Here is a 16,859-nt window from a genome sequence, read left to right as displayed (position 1 = left end):
AAGCGAGTATCGCGAAAGCCATGAACACGACACTTGAAACGACCGCCGATCCCCTGCCGGAAGAACTCGCCTTTCTCAGTGAGCGGCTGACGGCGTTCAACGACGGCGATGTCGGCGCGTCCGAAAAGAAGGCGCTGGCGGTGTTCGTGCGCGACGAAATCGGGGCGATCGTCGCCGGCATTTCAGGCTACACCGCCTGGGGCTGGCTCTACGTGCAGTGGCTGTGGGTCGACGAAAGGCTGCGCGGCCAGCACATGGCAGGCCGGATGCTCGACGCGGCCGAACGCGAAGCCGTGGCGCGCGGCTGCCAAAACGCCTGGATCGACACATTCAATCCCAACGCCGCCAAGGTCTATCAGAGGCAAGGCTACCAGCCTTTCGGGACGCTGGCCGATTTCCCTGTCGGCCGCAGCCGCATCTTCCTGCGGAAGAAACTGGTCGACTGATCAGCCAGCCAGCTTTCCGCCGCGCATCGGCCGCGGCGCGCCCGTCGTGCTCGGGAAACTGATCGGCAGGCCGCGCAGCACGCGAACCGCGAGGAAGGCAAAACACTCCGCCTCCACCGCGTCGCCGCTCCAGCCGAGGCTTTCGGCCAGTACGACCTCGACCCCGGCGCGGCTGGCGAGCATCGCCATCATTGTCGGGTTGTGGCGACCGCCACCGCTGACCACCAGCTTCTTCGGCCGGCTGGGCAGAAGGTCGAGCGCCTTGCCGACAGCGGACGCGGTGAAGGCGGTGAGCAGGGCCGCGCCATCCTCGGCGCTCAGGCCGTCGGCCATGGCCGCGCCGAAATCGAAACGGTCGAGTGATTTCGGATAGGCCTTGGTCAGATAGGGATGCTGCAACAGCTTGGCGAGCCGGGCTTCGTCCACCTTTCCCGCGCCGCCAAGCGCGCCGTCGCGGTCCATTTCGCCGAGCCCCTTCGATTTGATGAAGTCATTGAGCGGCGCGTTGGCGGGGCCGGTGTCGAAGGCGATGACATTGTCGGCGCCGTCCCACCAGGTGATGTTGGCGACGCCGCCGAGATTGAGTACCGCCACCTCGCCACTGGCGCCGGCGCCGCGCATCAGCGCGGTGTGATAGGCAGCGGCCAAAGGCGCGCCCTGTCCGCCGGCGCGCATGTCGGCCGAGCGGAAATCATAGGCGACCTTGGTGCCGAGGATGGCATGCATGAGCTCGCCGTCGCCGAGCTGCCGGGTCTGGCCGAGCCGTCCGACCTGCGGCGCGCGATGCAGCACTGTCTGGCCGTGAAAGCCGACGACCCCGATCTCGGCCATCGTCATGCCGTAACCTTTCACGAGTTCCTTCACCGCCGCCGACTGCGCGCGCGTCAGCGCCTCTTCGGCCTTGCGGAAAATCGCAGGTTCCGGCCCAGTGAAATTCCAGGCCCGCGCCGCCGCCAGCGTCTCTTCCAGCAGCGACCGGATCGACGCGGGATAAGGCATCAGCCGGTAAGTGCCGAAATCGTCTATCCGCTCGCCATCGGTCTTGATCAGGGCGACATCGATGTTGCCGTCAAGCACCGTGCCGGTCATCAGGCCGACGGCCCAGATTGGTTCCATCATTGAGCTCCATTGATGAGGTCGCCGACCGCTTGCCGAAGCTGAACGATGCCGCTGTCGAAATGACGTGTCGGATGGATCCGGTTGGTAAGCAAGGTCCACGCCTTGCCCTTGTCGAAGTCGATCCACAATCCTGTGCCGGTGAAGCCGGTGTGGCCGATCGTTCCCGGACCGCACAGCGCACCGCCGGACCAGCCTTGGTAAGGGCGCTCCCAGCCATGGGTGCGGGTGGCCGACAGGGGCTCGCGCATCAGCGCGATCAACCGTTCGGATGCGCCGGTTCCGTCCAGCAATCCCCAGGCGAAATCGAGCACCGAAGCAGCTGTGCCGAACAGGCCGGCATGACCCGCACCCTGCAGCGCCGAGCAATTGTCGTCGTGGACCTCGCCGGACAGCACGCGATGGCGCCAGGTGCAGTCCTCGGTCGCCGCGGCGGCATCGGGTTCCGCGAACCAGGCAAAGCCTGGGCCGGGTTCCATGGCGCGGATGCTCTTGCCCGACAGCCGCTCCATCGCAAAGCCGAGCAGGATGAAATTGATGTCGGAATAGACAGGGTCGCGCGCCCGCCATTCCCGCTGCAGGATGAAGGCGCGCAGCAGTTCGCGGTCGCGCCCATAGGTGTAGATCGGCTCGACGGCCGGGAAGGGCGTCTGGTGGCCCAGGCACTGGCGAAAGGTCACCTTCCGCTCCCATGCGTTCGCGTCATACTGGCGAAGGTCGGGAAGCAGGGAAATCAGCGACGCGTCGAGATCGATGATGCCGTCCTGCGCCAGCGCCAGGATACGCGGCGTGGTAAAGATCACCTTGGTCAGCGACGCCAGGTCGAACCAGGTCTCAACAGTCATCGGCCTGACCTTAGGCACAAGCTGCGCGGAGCCGATCGCTCTGGTGATGCGCTCGCCATTTCCACCGACGAGGCCGAGCACGCCGCCGGGAATGCGCTTGGCCGCCACTGCCGCTGCGAGCGGTTGGAACGCGCGATCGAAGAGCTGGGCAAGGGGGCTCAATGCCGGCCACCGCACGTGGGCATGTCGTCAAACGGAAAAGTCGGCGATCCTTCGCACCCCCCTCTGTCCTGCCGGACATCTCCCCCGCAAGGGGGGAGATTGGCCGTAATAGCGGCTTTCGCCAATCGCCGACGTCGCAGGAAGGGGCGGGATGCCGAAGCTGCTAATCTCCCCCCTTGCGGGGGAGATGGCCGGCAGGCCAGAGGGGGGTGCTGTCCCGCCGACCTTGCATATCCCAGTGCACCGTCCATCACACCTCCACCCTCGCCATGTGATCCCCGCCAAACCGCTCCCACTTCGCCGGCGCCGGCTCGAACCCTGGCGGGCGCACCAGCGAAGGCACCTGGCGTGTGTCGATCTCGAAATGCTCGCGCCGACGGTCGATAGCCGGAACGGCTGATATGAGCTTCTTCGTATAGGAATGTCTCGGCTTCGACAGCACGGACTGTGCGTCGCCGATCTCGACGATCTGGCCGGCATAGATGACGGCGATGCGGTGCGCGATCCGCTCGACCACCGCCATGTCATGCGAGATGAACAGATAGGCCAGCCCAAACTCGCGCTGCAGGTCGACCAGCAACTCCAGCACCTTGGCCTGCACCGACACATCGAGCGCCGACACTGCTTCATCGAGGACCACGACGGACGGGTTGAGCATCAGCGCGCGCGCAATGCACAGCCTTTGCCGCTGGCCACCGGAGAATTCATGCGGATAGCGCTCGAGGCTGTTCTTGGGCAGGCCGACGCGTTCCAGCAGGCGCGCCATTCTGGCCCGCGTTTCGGCATCCACCCGGCCGCCGGTGGCGATCACGGGTTCCGCCAGAATGCTCTCGATCGTCAGCCTTGGATTGAGAGAGGCATAAGGGTTCTGGAACACCATCTGTATGGGCCTGGCGCTGCGCCTCGGCGAGGCCGCTCGGGCGCCGACCGAGAAGCCGCCGCGCGCCGGCCGCACAAGCCCTAGCACCGCCTTGGCGGCAGTGGATTTGCCCGAACCGCTCTCGCCGACGATGGCCAGCGTCTCGCCGTGCATCAGGTCGAAATCGACGCCGTCGACGGCATGCACCGCGCCGGTGGCGCGGCTGAAGAAACTGCTCTTGAGGGGAAACCGAACCAGGAGGCCATCGACCTTCAAGGCCGGTTCGGCGCTCGCGCCGTTGTCGCGTTGCCCATCCGAGCGCGTCGCGCGACCGCTGGCGAAATGCGGCACGGCGTGCAGCAGATGCTGGGTGTAGGGATGCTGGGGGCTGTCGAGGATCCGGTTGAGCTCACCCTGTTCGACGGCCTGCCCGTTCTGCATCACCATCACCTTGTCGGCGATGCCGGCAACCAGGCCGATATCGTGGGTGATGAAGATGACGGACATGCCGCTTTCGCGCTTCAGCTCGGCAAGCAGCGCCATGATCTGTGCCTGCACGGTAACGTCGAGCGCCGTCGTCGGCTCGTCGGCGATCAGCAGGCGCGGGTTGCAGGCCAGTGCAATGGCGATCATCACCCGCTGCAGCATGCCGCCGGACAGCTGGTTGGGCGTGTATTTCAGCCGCCTTGCGGCATCGGGAATGCGCACGCGGTCGAGTGCGTCCTTGGCTGCCGCAGTAGCCTGCCGGCCGGTCAGGCCGCGATGCAGGCGGAACGATTCCTCGATCTGGGTGCCGATGGTCAGCACCGGGTTGAGCGAGGTCATCGGTTCCTGAAAAATCATGCCGATCTCGGCGCCGCGAATGCCGGTCAGTTGCGGTTCGGTCGCGGTCGTCAACTCGAAGACGGTCCCATTGGCCCGCTTGAGCTTCATCGAGCCGCCAGTGATGCGGCCGCCACCGAAATCGACGAGCCGGTTGATCGACAGCGCCGTCACCGACTTGCCCGAGCCGCTTTCGCCGACAATGGCCAGCGTCTCGCCATCGGCGATATCGAAACCGACGCCGCGCACCACCTCGTTGGCCCGGGGGTCGCGGCCGAAGCCGACGCGCAGGTCCGAGACTGACAAGAGCGGGGTCATGCGAACGCGCTCCGCATCCTCGGGTCGAGGATGTCGCGCAAGGCGTCGCCCAGAAGGTTGAAGCCGAGAATGCTGATCATGATCGCCAGGCCCGGGAAGATCATCAGCCAGGGTGCCGTCTCCATCAGGTTGCGGCTGTCGCTCAGCATCAGTCCGAGCGACGCGGCGGGCGGCTGCGTGCCGAGGCCGAGAAAACTCAAGCCGGCTTCGGTCAGCAGCGCCCAGGCCAGTGCCAGCGTCACCTGTACGGTCAGCGGCGCCACCAGGTTGAGCAGCAGGTGGCGCGTGACGATGTAGCTTGAGCTGCTGCCGAAGGTGCGCGCGGCATCGACGAATTCGCGTGTCTTGAGCGACAGCGCGGGGCCGCGCACCACGCGGGTGAAGATCGGCGTGTAGACGATGCCGATGGCAACGACGCTGGTCCAGGTGCCGGGGCCGGCAACGGTGACGATGAGCAGCGCCAGGAGGATCGCCGGGAAGGCCAGCAGCACGTCCATGATCCGCATCACGACGCCGTCCCAGCGGCGCCCGAGCCAGGCGGCGGCCAACCCCAGGATCGTTCCGGCAAGCGCCGCGAAGGCCACCGAGAAGAAGGCGACGGTAAAAGACTGGCCGATGCCCGCCATCAGGCGGCTGGCGACGTCGCGGCCGAACAGGTCGGTGCCCATCCAGTAGGCGGCGCTGGGCGCATGCAGGCGGTCGATACGGTACTGCGTGATCGGATTGTGCGGCGTCAGCCCGAGCAGGCCGAGGATGGCAAGCAGCAGATAGACGCACACGATGACGCCGCCAATGCGGCCGCTGCCATGGCCGAAGATGGCACGCAGGATGTGCATCACTGTTCCCCCAGCCGGATGCGCGGATCGAGCGCGACATAGGCGAGGTCGACCAGGAGATTGACGATCATGAAGTTGAAGGCGATGAACAGCACGCTGCCCTGCACCAGCGCGTAATCGCGCTGCAGGATCGCGTCGAGCACCATGCGTCCGAGGCCGGGCAGGGCGTAGATCTGCTCGACGATGACGGCGCCGCCCAGGAGGTAGCCGAATTCTATGCCGCTCAGCGTCACCACCGGGATCAGTGCATTGGGAAGCGCATGCCGCCAGATGACGCTGCGCGCCGAAGCGCCCTTGCTGCGCGCGGTGCGCACATAATCGTCGCTCAACACGTCGAGCATTGCCGAGCGCGCAATGCGGGTGACCGATGCCGCGAAGGCAAAGCCGAGCGTGATGGCGGGCAGGATCAACTGGCTGAGATTGCGCAAGGGATCCTGCCAGAGCGGCACGAATTCGCCCATCGCCGGCAGCACGCCGAAGCCCGCCGACAGCGTGTAGATGATCAACAGGCCAAGCACGAAGCTCGGCGTCGACTGGCCGATCATGGCGACGACGCGCACACCGAGGTCGGACAGCTTCTCGCTGTGGGTGGCGGCGTAGATTCCCGCCGGCATGCCGACCAGGAGCGCGATGATCATAGAGAGGAGCGCCAGCTCCAAGGTCAGCGGGAAGCGCTCGAGGATGACGTCGAGAACCGGCCTGCCATAGGTGACGGATATGCCGAAGTTGCCGTGCAGGATGCCGCCGATCCAGCGCCAGTACTGGACGAACCAGGGCTGGTCGATGCCGAAATAGGCGGCGAGCGCATCGCGCTGCGCCGGCGTCAGCAGGCCGGCCTCGGTTCCCAGCATCGCCGTGATCGAATCGCCAGGCACCATCCGGATCGCGACGAAGACCAGGATGGACACGCCAAGCAGCACGAGAGGAAACGTCGCCAGCCGTCGCAGGAGATAGTTCACGCCAGGAAGACCTCTCGTCCCGTTGCCGAAGCTACTGGATCGTCACCTTGCTCAGGCTGAACAGCGTGCCGGTCGGCGTCGGCACGAACCCGGATATGTTCTTCTGTTGCGCCGTATAGCTATAGGAGGTGTAGAGCCAGATCCACGGCGACATTTCGGCGAGGTGCTTCTCGAATTCGGCGAAGATCGCTTTGCGTTTGGCCGGATCGGTCTCTGCGCGGCCCTGCTGCATCAGGCTGTCGAGCGTGTCGTCAATGTAGTTCGCCACCTTTTGCAGATTGCCTGATTTGGTCCAGTAGCGGTTGTACATGGTATAGGGGTCGGCCCGGCCGCCATTGAGCGCGATCGCCATGTCGAAATCGCCCTTCAGCCAGGCGTCGACATAGACGTTGAGCTCCATCATCTTGATATCGAGTTTGACGCCGATTTCGGCGAGCTGCGACTGGATGACCTGGGCTTCGGCCGCTGCCGTCGGCGGCTCGCCCGTGGCGCCGATCACGGTCGCCGAAAAGCCGTCGGCAAAGCCGGCCTCGGCCATCAGCTTCTTGGCCCTTTCGACATCGCGCTTGTAGCAGAACAACTGGCTGGGATCGGTGGCCAGCGCCGGGATGGTCAGCGGTCCGGTGACCTTGCCTTCGCCCAGCGCGGCGGTGTCCAGCACCTCCTGCCGGTCGATAGCGCAGGAGATCGCCTGGCGCACCTTGAGCTCGGTCATCGGCTTCCGCGACGGGTTGAGCTGCAGCACGTTGTAAGCCAGCACCGGCACGCGGTTCAATTGCAAGTTGGCTTCCTTCGGCACCAGCGTGGCGACGAGCGGATCGTTGAGCAAGGCGAAATCGATCTGCTTGGTGCGCATGGCGGCGAGGATCGCCGCCTCGTCGGGCAGCACACTGATCTCGATGCCGTCGACGCCGGTCGCGCCGCCGGCCCAGTTCTTGTTGGCGCTCAAGACTTCCTTGGCGTTGGGATCCCACTTGTCGAGCTTGAACGGCCCCGAACCGACCGTCCTGGTGCCGATCGAGCCGGCCTTGATCTCGGCCACCGGAACGATGGCCGCGTTGACGTCGCTCATCGCCGTCAGGATCGGCGCGTCGGCCTGCGACAGGTGGAACACGACGGTCGCCGCATCCGGCGTGTCGATGCTGGCGATCGACAGGAAGTTGGCGCGGGCGGCGGCACCGGTCTTCTCGTCGAGAATGCGCTCGAACGACGCCTTGACGTCGGCGGATGTCACGGCGGTGCCGTCCTGGAATTTCGCCTTGGGATCGAGCTTGAAGGTCAGCCCCTTGCCGTCCTTCGAAAACTCCCAGGAGGAGGCGATGGCGGGAATGATCCGCAGGCTGGCGTCGACGCGCACCAGCGGCTCATAGATCAGCTCCAAAAGCCGCAGCGAGGAAAAGGCCGTCTGCTTGTGCGGATCAAGCCCGGTGGCGTCCTGGGACCAGGCCATGTGCAGCGTCGCCGCCTGCGCCGAAACCGTCGCGATGCCGAGCATCGCGGCAAGGGTGATGCCCGAAAGCAGCCTTCTTGTAAGATGAACCATTCTCGTCTCCCATTATTGAACTCGGTGCCTTGCAGTTTCCGAGGACCGCTTCCAAGGCACACATGCTATGGAGTGTCGGCCCAGTCTATGCGGCTTGACGCCGTCTTGTCTAAAGTGGCTTCAGGTTGCTTCGTCGCCGATCGCCTTTCGCAGGAACCCTCCGGCCCTGGACAAAGCGGCCCGCGCCGCGTCCACGTCGAGGCCGGTGATGGTCACCAGGATCGCCAACTTGACGTCCTTGCCGGTCCGGTCGAGCGCCTGCCGCGCCTGCGGCGCGGTACAGCCGGTCGTCTGCATGACCATCCTGATCGCCCGGGCCACCAGCTTCCTGTTCGATGGGTTCAGGTCGACCATCAGATTCTGGTAGCTCTTGCCGATCCGGATCATCGAGGCCGTGGTCAGCATGTTGAGCACCAGCTTCTGCGCGGTTCCCGATTTCAGCCGGGTCGAGCCGGTGAGCACTTCGGGGCCGACGACGGGCGAGATCGCGATGTCGGCGATACCGGCAATGGTGGATGCCGGATTGCAGGAGAGGGCGACCGTCGTTGCGCCGATCTGCCTGGCATGGGTCAGCCCGCCGATGACATAGGGCGTGCGTCCGCTGACCGCGATGCCGACCACCACGTCGTCGGGTGTGAGTCCGATCCCCTGCAAGGCCTTGGCGCCCGTCTTCGGGTCATCCTCGGCGCCTTCGAGCGAGCGCACCAGCGCGTCGGACCCGCCGGCAATCAGGCCGACCACCATGCCTTCGGGCACGCCGAATGTCGGCTGGCATTCCGAAGCGTCGAGCACGCCAAGCCGACCGCTGGTGCCGGCGCCCATGTAGATGAGGCGTGCGCCCCTCTCGAAGGCAAGCACGATCCGGTCCACCGCGGCGGCAATCTCGGGCAGCACCTTTTCGACGGCCGCTGGGACGATCTTGTCCTCGTCATTGATCCTGCGCAGCACGTCGAGGGTCGGCAGCAGATCGATGTCGACGGTCCTTGGGTTCCGACCCTCGGAAACCAAGCGATCCAGCTCAGACATCAACCCTTGCTCGGTCATCCCAGCGCTTTCAAAAGTTCTGCCACACGGCGCCCGGCATCGCTCGACTGGCAACCAGTGCAGACGGACCTTGGGTCTGTCATCGCAGTTTTTCTTTGTTAACTTTTTAGAATTTGATATTCACATCGTCAACAGAGATTTGGAATATTTTATTCCTGCCCGTGCTGGCTATCCCTTGCAAACCGAACGCTTGGCAAGAATGATCGCGCCGGATACGGCGTCGCCGTCGGCGGGCTTCAGGCGGCGGCGCACATCGGGAGAAAGCCAGGGCTCCAGCGGGCTGGCGAGGCCGCCCAGCAACGTCACGCGCAGCGCGCCTTTTTCGAACAATACCCGCACCAGCGTGTCGATCTGTTCGGCGGCACCTTGCACGATGCGGCGCCCAACGGGATCCCCCTGGTCGGCATGGCGCATCACCATGGGTGCAAGCGCGGCATAGTCCGTGGCGCTGGCGCGGTCCATCCAGGCGACAGCCTCCATGGGGTCGCCCGCGAAGCGCTGCATGACCTCCGCCAGCAGCGCCGTGCGCTCGTGGCGGCCGTCATGGGCGCGCAATGCCAGTTGCACGGCTTTCAATCCAAGGTCGGCGCCGCTGCCCTCGTCGGAGATCGGAAACCCGTAGCCGCCGGCGCGCAGGTCGCGGCCCTCGACGAAGCCGAGGCCGATCGAGCCGGTCCCGGCGATGACGATGGCGCCGTCCCGGCCGGAATGCGCGCCAAGGCAGGCACCGATGCCGTCGCTGACGAAGTCGATGCTGGCAAAGGGATGCGCGATTGCCCGCAACGCCTCAAGCGCGCCTTTGCGGCCGATGCCGGCAAGGCCGATGCCGGCATGGATCTTGGCGGTTTCGGCTGGCGCGAAACCTGCTTCCTCGATCGCCGCGCCGAAAGCTTTCGCGATGGAGGTCCAGGCTGCCTCGATGCCGAGCCGCGTCGTCGCCGGCCCCGACAGGCCCTGTCCCAGCACCGTGCCTTGCGCGTCCTCGAGACGGGCGCGGCAACCGGTGCCGCCGCCGTCGACGCCGAGAAAATAATCCGCTTCGGTATTCATGCGCCCAGCCGCTCGATATCGGCGCCGCACAGGCGCAGCTTGCGGTCCAGCTGCTCGTAGCCGCGGTCGAGGTGATAGACGCGGTTGATTGTCGTCTCGCCTTCACAGACCAGCGCCGCCAGCACCAGCGACACCGAAGCCCGCAGATCGGTGGCCATCACCTGCGCGCCGTGCAATTTCTCGCCGCCGCGCACCAGCGCCATGGTGCCTTGCAGCTTGATGTTGGCGCCGAGCCGCATCAGTTCGGGCACATGCATGAAGCGGTTCTCGAAGATGGTTTCGCGCAGCAGCGACGCACCCTGGGCGCAGCACATCAGCGCCATGAATTGCGCCTGCAGGTCGGTCGGAAAGCCCGGATAGGGTTCCGTCGTCAGATCCGCGGCCTTGAGCGGCCGGTCGCGCGAGACGATCAGACCGCGGTCGCCTGGCCAGACGCTGACGCCGGTCGCCTCCAGCAATTGCACCACCGAGGCCATGTGCTCGAGCCGGGCGTGCGTCAGTTCGAGCTGGCCGCCGGTGATGGCGGCCGCGATGGCATAAGTGCCGGCCTCGATGCGGTCGGGGATGATGTCGTGCCTGGCGGCGTGCCAGCCGGTGTCGCCCGCGATCAGGATACGGTGCGTGCCGGCGCCTTCGATGCGCGCGCCCATGGCAACGAGGCAGGCGGCGAGATCGGCCACTTCCGGCTCGCGCGCCGCGTTCAGGATCTCGGTTTCGCCCTTGGCCGCGGTCGCCGCCATCATGGCGGTTTCCGTCGCCCCGACCGATGGCGAGGGGAGCACGATGCGCGTGCCGGTCAGCCCGTTCGGGGCCGAGGCGACGATCAGGCCGTTCTCGACGGCGATCCTGGCGCCAAGCGCGGCGAGTGCGGCGACATGCATGTCGACCGGCCGCGCGCCGATCGCGCAGCCGCCCGGCAGCGAAACCCGGGCATGGCCGAACCGCGCCAGCAACGGCGCCAGGACGAGCACCGTCGCCCGCATTTTCCGTACCGTGTCGTAGGAGGTCTCCTTGGAAACGGCGGTACTTGTGTCGATTGTGGCGGCATGGGCGGACCGGGTGATTTCGGCGCCGTGAAGTCGCACCACGCCGAGCATGTTTTCGACGTCGGTCACATCGGGCAGGTTGGTCAGTTCCAGCGGGTAGGGGCTGAGAAGAGCGGCCGCGATCTGCGGCAAAGCGGCATTCTTGGCGCCCGATATGGTGACCGCGCCTTCCAGTCTCTGTCCGCCGACGATCCGCAATCTGTCCATGGCTGAAACCTTGACGGCCACGTCCGGTGACCTGCCCGGGATCCCGAGCGATGACCTCGGGTCGGTCGAGAATTAATTCTGCGTTCTTGGCTGTCAATCAAAATTGGAATAATTTATTCCTCGTCTTGCAGTGAAGAGCGAGGGGTTTCCGTGTCCGTCTTAAGCAGGATCAGTGCCGAGCTCGACGGCATGGCGCCCGGCGATCGCGAGATCGGCCGTTATATCATCGACAATCCCGACCAGATGCTGCGGCTGTCGACGGCCGCGCTTGCGGCCGAGATCGGCCGCAGCCAGTCTAGCGTCGTCAAGTTCAGCCAGAAGCTCGGCTATGACAGCTATCAGGAGCTCAAGCTCGCCGTCAGCGAGGCCAAGGCGCAGGATTGGCAGGTGCCGGCCGGCGTCATCCACGGCTCCATCGAGGTGGGTGACGGTTTTCCGGTCATCCTGAAGAAGCTGATCGGCAGCAAGCTGCTGTCGATGCAGCAGACCGTCGCCGCCAACAGCGAGCGCATCCTTTCCAGGACGCTGGACCTGCTGGATGGCGCGCGGCGCATCCATCTGGTCGGCGTCGGCGCCTCCTCGCTGGTGGCGCGCGATTTTTCATACAAGCTGATGAAGCTCGGCCGCAATGTGCTGCATGACAGCGACAGCCACATCCAGATGGCCAACGCCTCGACGCTCGGGCCTGACGATGTGCTGTTCGCGCTGTCCTATTCCGGCGCCAGCATCGAAACCTTGCGTATCGCGGAGCTTGCCAGCAAGCGTGGCACGACGGTGATCGCCGTCACCGGCCTGCACGACAATCCGCTGAGCCGCGTCGCCGACATCCGCCTCTACACCCTCGCCGACGAGGAACGCGCGCGCTCTTCCTCCATCACCGCGCGCGACGCGCAGCTGACGCTGACCGACCTTCTGTTCATCCTGCTGGTACAGAAGCAGCCCGACGCCAACGACTACGTTCACAACAGCGAGGCGGCGGTCACGGTGCTGAAGGCCGAGCGCTCGTCGTAAAGGCCTCAGACGCTTTCGAGATAGGTCTCGATCTCGAAATCGCTGACGTTGAGGGCAAACGTATTCAATTCCTGGCGTTTGCAGGCGACGAAGGAGTCGCGCAGGATCGCCGGGAAGATCTCCGCCACATGCGTCCCGCCTTCAAAGGTTGCGATCGCCGACGCCCAGTCCGGCGGCAATTTGGCCGGGGCAACGCCTTGCCCGTCATTCCCCGCCGGGTCGCCCGGCGACATCTGCTTCTCGATGCCGATCAGCGCGGCGCCCAGTATGGCGGCAAGCACGAGATAGGGGTTGGCGTCGGCTCCCGAGACGCGATGTTCGATGCGGCGCGCGCCGGTCGGGCCGCCGGGGATGCGGATCGCGACCATGCGGTTCTCGTAACCCCAGGCGACCGCGGTCGGCGCGTAGGATCTCGGGCGCAGCCTGCGGTAGGAATTGAAGTGCGGCGCGAACACCAGCGTGCTTTCGGCCATCGCCGCCAGCAGCCCGCCGACCGCGTGTCGCATGGTGTCGGAACCCTGGTCGGTGCCGTCGTCGAACACGTTGCGCCCATCGGCGTCGACCAGGCTGAAATGGACATGGAAGCCGTTGCCGGCGCGGTCGCCATAGGGCTTGGCCATGAAGCAGGCGGCAAAGCCGTGCTTGCGGGCAATGCCCTTCACCGTGCGCTTGAACAACACCGCATCGTCGGCGGCCCGCAAGGCGTCGGCGACATGGTTCAGGTTGATCTCGAACTGGCCGACGCCGTTTTCGGCGATTGCCGTATCGACGGGAATGCCTTGCGCGCGGCAGGCTTCATAGATGTCGTGGATGAAGGCTTCGAAATCGTCGATCTCGTCGATCGACAGCGCCGCGTCGGAATCGAGGCGCCGCCCGGTGACCGGCGAGACCGGCCCGACCGGCCGCTGCGATTGCGGATCGACCAGGTAGAATTCGAGTTCGGTCGCCGCGACAGGCGTCAGGCCGAGCGCCTTGTAGCGATCGAGGATGCGGGCCAGTGCCCGCCGGGGGTCGCCGAGATAGGGCGCTCCGCTCTCATCGGCGAGCCAGAGCGGGACGAGCGCCGTCGGATGCGCCGTCCATTCCACCGGCAGAATGCCGCGACCCGTCCATTGGCAAAGGCCATCGGCATCGCCGGTCGAGAAGACCAGGCTGTTGCCTTCGATGTCCTCGCCCCAGACGTCGAGCCCGATCAGCGAGTAGGGCATGCGCAGCTTGCCCTCCAGCGCCTTGCGGGCCTGCTCGACGGGGATGCGTTTTCCCCGCATGATGCCGTTGAGGTCGCACACCGCGGCCCTCAGGCTCTGGATGTCGCTTCGGCTTTCAAGCCAGTTCAAAACGTCCGCAATTGCATCGCCCAATTTCAAACCTCTGGTTCCCTGCGGTGTCGCGTCTGAGGCGAGCACCCTATTTCTACGACAAAGCAGCTGATGAGTTCATGAAGGCACCTCCGACATCGGTCGGAAAAGTTTCCTTCATTTTTTCAAGCAGTTAGCCGGTATGTCGGGAGGCATTTCAGGAACCAATTGCGCGATCTGCGATCGCAACATAGCGACAAGGCAAGGGAAAGCCAAGCGGCATCTGGGGTGCAGGAGACACCGGCCTAGCTCCTCGCTTCCGGGAATCTGACCTGCCGCAGGATGTGGGCAGCACCCTCGTCGATGTCGCGAACGATGGCCGCCCGCGCTCGCGCACCGTCCTGCGCCTCGATCGCGGCAACGACTTCCTCGTGATAGTCGATGTCCAGGATGGAGGAGAGGTCGTCCTCGAACCCCACGGCGAGGTTTCTGAGAAACGGGCCGACCTGCATCCACACCGTCTCGATCAGGAAGATCATCTGCTCGTTGCCGCAATGGCGATAGATCGAGAACTTAAAATCGTGGTTCTTCCTGAGATAGTCGCCGATATCGCCTTTGCGGGCCGTCAGGGTCAGTTCCGTGCAATGGCGTCGGATCGCCCGCAGATTGTTGCCGTTGATCAGTTTCGTCGCAAGCTCGGTCGCCGGGCCTTCGAGCAGTGTGCGCACGGCGGTCAATTGCGAGAATCGCTCGGCCGAGATCACCGGCACCTCGACGCTGCCATTCGGCATCGGGCTCAGTGCACGCAATGCCTGCAGCCGCATGAAGGCACTGCGCACCGGCATGTCGCTGGTGCCGAGTTCCCTGGCGAGCTTGCGCGAGGTCAGCTTCTGGCCGGGCAGGAATTGGCCCGACATCAGGGCTCGCACAAGCTCCAGATAGACCTTCTCGTGCAAGGGCACGGTGTCGACGGCGGTCAAACCGAAATGTGTTCTGCCGGCCATTGGCGGGGCGCACCTTCATCCGTTCTGAAAATGACCTGACGACACGCGCCGCGGACAAAGCTTAGGCCCGGCACGGCGGGAACACCCAAGCCGCCGATTGACCAGGCATGATAGACGCTTCGATCGTTGCGCGGCAAGCCAACCGCCGGAGCCGGCGCGGTGCGGCGGGCTGCCTTCCTTTCCGGCTATCGATCCGGAGCCGGCCCGCTCTTTTCCTGCGCCAGATGCGTCAGCAAATTCCTGGTGATCCGGCCGACGTCGTTCATGGCATCGCCCGCGGGCAAGGCGCCGCACCAGGCGACCGAACTCGCGCAGAAGATCAGACCGCCCGAGGGCAGATGGCGCAGCGTCATCTCCGCGCAGCGGCGCTCGTCGCGCTCTCTGTCACCTCCTTCGTACCAGCGCGTCGCGTCATGGACGAAGCTGTCCGGGAATCCGGTCGCGCGGGCAATGACCATGGTGTCGGGGGATGTGCCCAGATGCGGGTCGGTGGCATCGACCTCGTAGCCGGCGGCGCCTCCAAGCACGATGCCCTCGTCGCCGAAGGTCTCGCTGGTGACGCCGTCGAACAACCACGCGGCCGAGGGCTGACGGCTTTCCGGCGTACGCGTGAAAGGCCGCGCGCCATCGAAACCCATCAGCGAGATGGCGACGCCGGTCAGCGAGAACTCGCCGCGCCCGCTGGCGCGCAGGTAGCCTCCCGACTGGTTGGTAATCGACAGTGACTGTTCGGCGATGGGGCCGTCCCAGGTCCGGCCCGCCTCGAGCGGCGAGCGGCGCAATTCCATCAGATCGTCCTGGAACGCCACCTTGCCGGCAAAGCCATTGCCGCCGAGATAGGCGATGCTGCCGCCCGCCGCCGCGAATTGGCGCAGCGCATGCTCCATCTCGACCGACATGTATTCGGGATGGCTACCGGTGATGACCGCCTGATACTCCTGCAGGCCGGCAAGACCCAGTTCGTGCAGGTCGCGGTCGGTGATGAGATCGAAGGCGATATCATTGTTGTGGCAGAAGCGTAGAAAATGCAGGTCGACCGGCAGATTGTGCGGGCAGCCGCAGAGCGGATACTTGTAGTCGTCACGCAGCGTCGCCTTGGGCTTCCTGGTGGAACAGATCGACACGCCGCTGAGGTCGCTGTGATAGTCGTAGAGCGACTTCAGATTGTTATCGATCGCGAAGCGATGGCCGCGATCTTCGCACATCCATTCGTAGAGATGCGCCGGCAGGAATTCGTCCGCGTAAGCGAGATAGGTGGCCGTCGGCACCAGGAACAACAACGGCGCCCGGCGCTCCGACGAAGTGATGAAGAAGACGATACGCTCCGATCCTTCATCGTGACCGACCTCGAAGGCATAGACCCCGGCGGGCGCCTCGGCGGGAACCTGCAATTGGTATGAGGCCGGCCACTGCAACGCCTCCATGTCGTCGTCGTGGCAATGCACGGCGTCGTAATGCGACGGCACCAGCCGGGGGTCGAAACTCGACCCGTCCCAGCGGCGCGAGGTCATGCAGAAGGCGGGCTGGTTGACCGTTTCCAGGAAGAGGACGCGATCGGTGCCTGTCGAGGCGAGCGGGCCTCTCGGCAGCAGGGTCGGAAACGTCCAGGCGATACGGCCAGCCGCGGTTTGCAGCGAGATCGTCGAGAATTTCGCGTTGAGCGACCTGACATCGTTTGCCGTGCTGGTGCCGAAGACCATGTCACCGGTCAGGAGCCGCCACGGCAGGTCGAATCGACGATCCAGGCGAAACGGCGACAGGAGATCGTCCGAATCGATCCGCAGCACGGTCGCACCGTCGTTCGACGAAATCTCGACCTTGAGCCAGGTGTTTGCCGGCAAGACCACGTCGCTATCGGGCGAGTTGCCGTCCTCGCCTGATATCAGCCGCCCGTCCTGCAAGCCGAGGCGCAGGTTTCCGCTCTCGAACAGCACGCGGGCGCCATCGTTGCGGGTCAAGTATACTTCGAAGGCGACGCCTTCGATCTCGGTGGCCTTGGCAAGTTCCGCCGCCGCGACCCTGAGGAAGGATCCGTGATCGAAATCGCGACGGGACACGGCATTTCCCGTCGGCTCGACGCGCCAGCCCATCGGCTCGGCCGCTTGCGTGTCGAGCCGCACGACGTGCACGTCGCGTACCGGCCGCGACGACGAGACATGGAGGGCGATTGGCGTTCCGGCCGCTGTATGCCAAGGAACGGTATAGCCTGAGACGGCCATGGCGCCGTGGTCGACGGGGCGTTTCATCGCCGCAAAAATCCGCGTCGCGATCCCGGCTGTCGCACTCTCCCCGG

Annotated in this window: 14 protein-coding genes; 2 read left to right on the top strand and 12 right to left on the bottom strand. The window is 65.1% G+C overall.

The features are described 5' to 3' along the window. Positions 1-20: 20 nt before the first annotated feature. Positions 21-446: a GNAT family N-acetyltransferase gene (locus tag MESAU_RS25880; protein WP_015318986.1), complete on the top strand. Its 426-nt coding sequence runs from the start codon at positions 21-23 to the stop codon at positions 444-446. Here MESAU_RS25880 and MESAU_RS25875 read toward each other — a convergent pair whose 3' ends face one another. The 9 genes from MESAU_RS25875 to murA form a co-directional block, all read right to left on the bottom strand. After that, positions 447-1,562, bottom strand: a complete 1,116-nt coding sequence (locus tag MESAU_RS25875; RefSeq protein ID WP_015318985.1) for an anhydro-N-acetylmuramic acid kinase — start codon at positions 1,560-1,562, stop codon at positions 447-449. After that, positions 1,562-2,569, bottom strand: coding sequence for a serine hydrolase domain-containing protein (locus MESAU_RS25870; protein WP_015318984.1), 1,008 nt, complete (start codon positions 2,567-2,569; stop codon positions 1,562-1,564). Before MESAU_RS25870 ends, MESAU_RS25875 begins: the two co-directional genes overlap by 1 nt. Before the next feature lie 250 nt (positions 2,570-2,819). Further along, the gene (locus MESAU_RS25865) at positions 2,820-4,568 is read right to left on the bottom strand and encodes an ABC transporter ATP-binding protein (protein WP_015318983.1); all 1,749 of its coding nucleotides are present in this window, start codon (positions 4,566-4,568) and stop codon (positions 2,820-2,822) included. Continuing rightward, positions 4,565-5,404, bottom strand: a complete 840-nt coding sequence (locus MESAU_RS25860; protein ID WP_015318982.1) for an ABC transporter permease — start codon at positions 5,402-5,404, stop codon at positions 4,565-4,567. The genes MESAU_RS25865 and MESAU_RS25860 overlap by 4 nt, the downstream gene beginning before the upstream one ends. Continuing rightward, complete coding sequence (locus MESAU_RS25855) at positions 5,404-6,363, bottom strand: ABC transporter permease (protein ID WP_015318981.1); 960 nt, start codon at positions 6,361-6,363, stop codon at positions 5,404-5,406. Before MESAU_RS25855 ends, MESAU_RS25860 begins: the two co-directional genes overlap by 1 nt. A gap of 31 nt (positions 6,364-6,394) precedes the next feature. Continuing rightward, positions 6,395-7,906, bottom strand: coding sequence for an ABC transporter substrate-binding protein (locus tag MESAU_RS25850; protein ID WP_015318980.1), 1,512 nt, complete (start codon positions 7,904-7,906; stop codon positions 6,395-6,397). Between the two features lie 120 nt (positions 7,907-8,026). Then, positions 8,027-8,950, bottom strand: a complete 924-nt coding sequence (murQ, locus tag MESAU_RS25845; RefSeq protein ID WP_041163516.1) for an N-acetylmuramic acid 6-phosphate etherase — start codon at positions 8,948-8,950, stop codon at positions 8,027-8,029. 168 nt (positions 8,951-9,118) lie between these two features. Continuing rightward, positions 9,119-10,000: a glucosamine kinase nucleotide-binding domain-containing protein gene (locus MESAU_RS25840; RefSeq protein WP_015318978.1), complete on the bottom strand. Its 882-nt coding sequence runs from the start codon at positions 9,998-10,000 to the stop codon at positions 9,119-9,121. Further along, on the bottom strand, positions 9,997-11,253 hold the full coding sequence (gene murA, locus MESAU_RS25835; protein WP_015318977.1) for a UDP-N-acetylglucosamine 1-carboxyvinyltransferase: 1,257 nt from the start codon (positions 11,251-11,253) through the stop codon (positions 9,997-9,999). The genes MESAU_RS25840 and murA overlap by 4 nt, the downstream gene beginning before the upstream one ends. Before the next feature lie 150 nt (positions 11,254-11,403). Between murA and MESAU_RS25830 the strand changes: the two genes are divergently transcribed. Continuing rightward, the gene (locus MESAU_RS25830; protein WP_015318976.1) at positions 11,404-12,264 is read left to right on the top strand and encodes a MurR/RpiR family transcriptional regulator; all 861 of its coding nucleotides are present in this window, start codon (positions 11,404-11,406) and stop codon (positions 12,262-12,264) included. A gap of 5 nt (positions 12,265-12,269) precedes the next feature. Here MESAU_RS25830 and MESAU_RS25825 read toward each other — a convergent pair whose 3' ends face one another. From MESAU_RS25825 to MESAU_RS25815, 3 genes are all read right to left on the bottom strand, one after another. Beyond that, the gene (locus tag MESAU_RS25825) at positions 12,270-13,625 is read right to left on the bottom strand and encodes a glutamine synthetase family protein (protein WP_015318975.1); all 1,356 of its coding nucleotides are present in this window, start codon (positions 13,623-13,625) and stop codon (positions 12,270-12,272) included. A gap of 242 nt (positions 13,626-13,867) precedes the next feature. Then, positions 13,868-14,566, bottom strand: coding sequence for a GntR family transcriptional regulator (locus tag MESAU_RS25820; protein WP_015318974.1), 699 nt, complete (start codon positions 14,564-14,566; stop codon positions 13,868-13,870). Between the two features lie 185 nt (positions 14,567-14,751). Continuing rightward, the gene (locus tag MESAU_RS25815; RefSeq protein WP_015318973.1) at positions 14,752-16,812 is read right to left on the bottom strand and encodes a N,N-dimethylformamidase beta subunit family domain-containing protein; all 2,061 of its coding nucleotides are present in this window, start codon (positions 16,810-16,812) and stop codon (positions 14,752-14,754) included. Positions 16,813-16,859: the final 47 nt, after the last annotated feature.

Origin of the sequence: Mesorhizobium australicum WSM2073 (assembly GCF_000230995.2) — a bacterium.
In the GTDB taxonomy this organism is placed as follows: Bacteria; Pseudomonadota; Alphaproteobacteria; order Rhizobiales; family Rhizobiaceae; genus Mesorhizobium; species Mesorhizobium australicum.
This window is presented reverse-complemented; position numbering and strand designations above follow the sequence as displayed.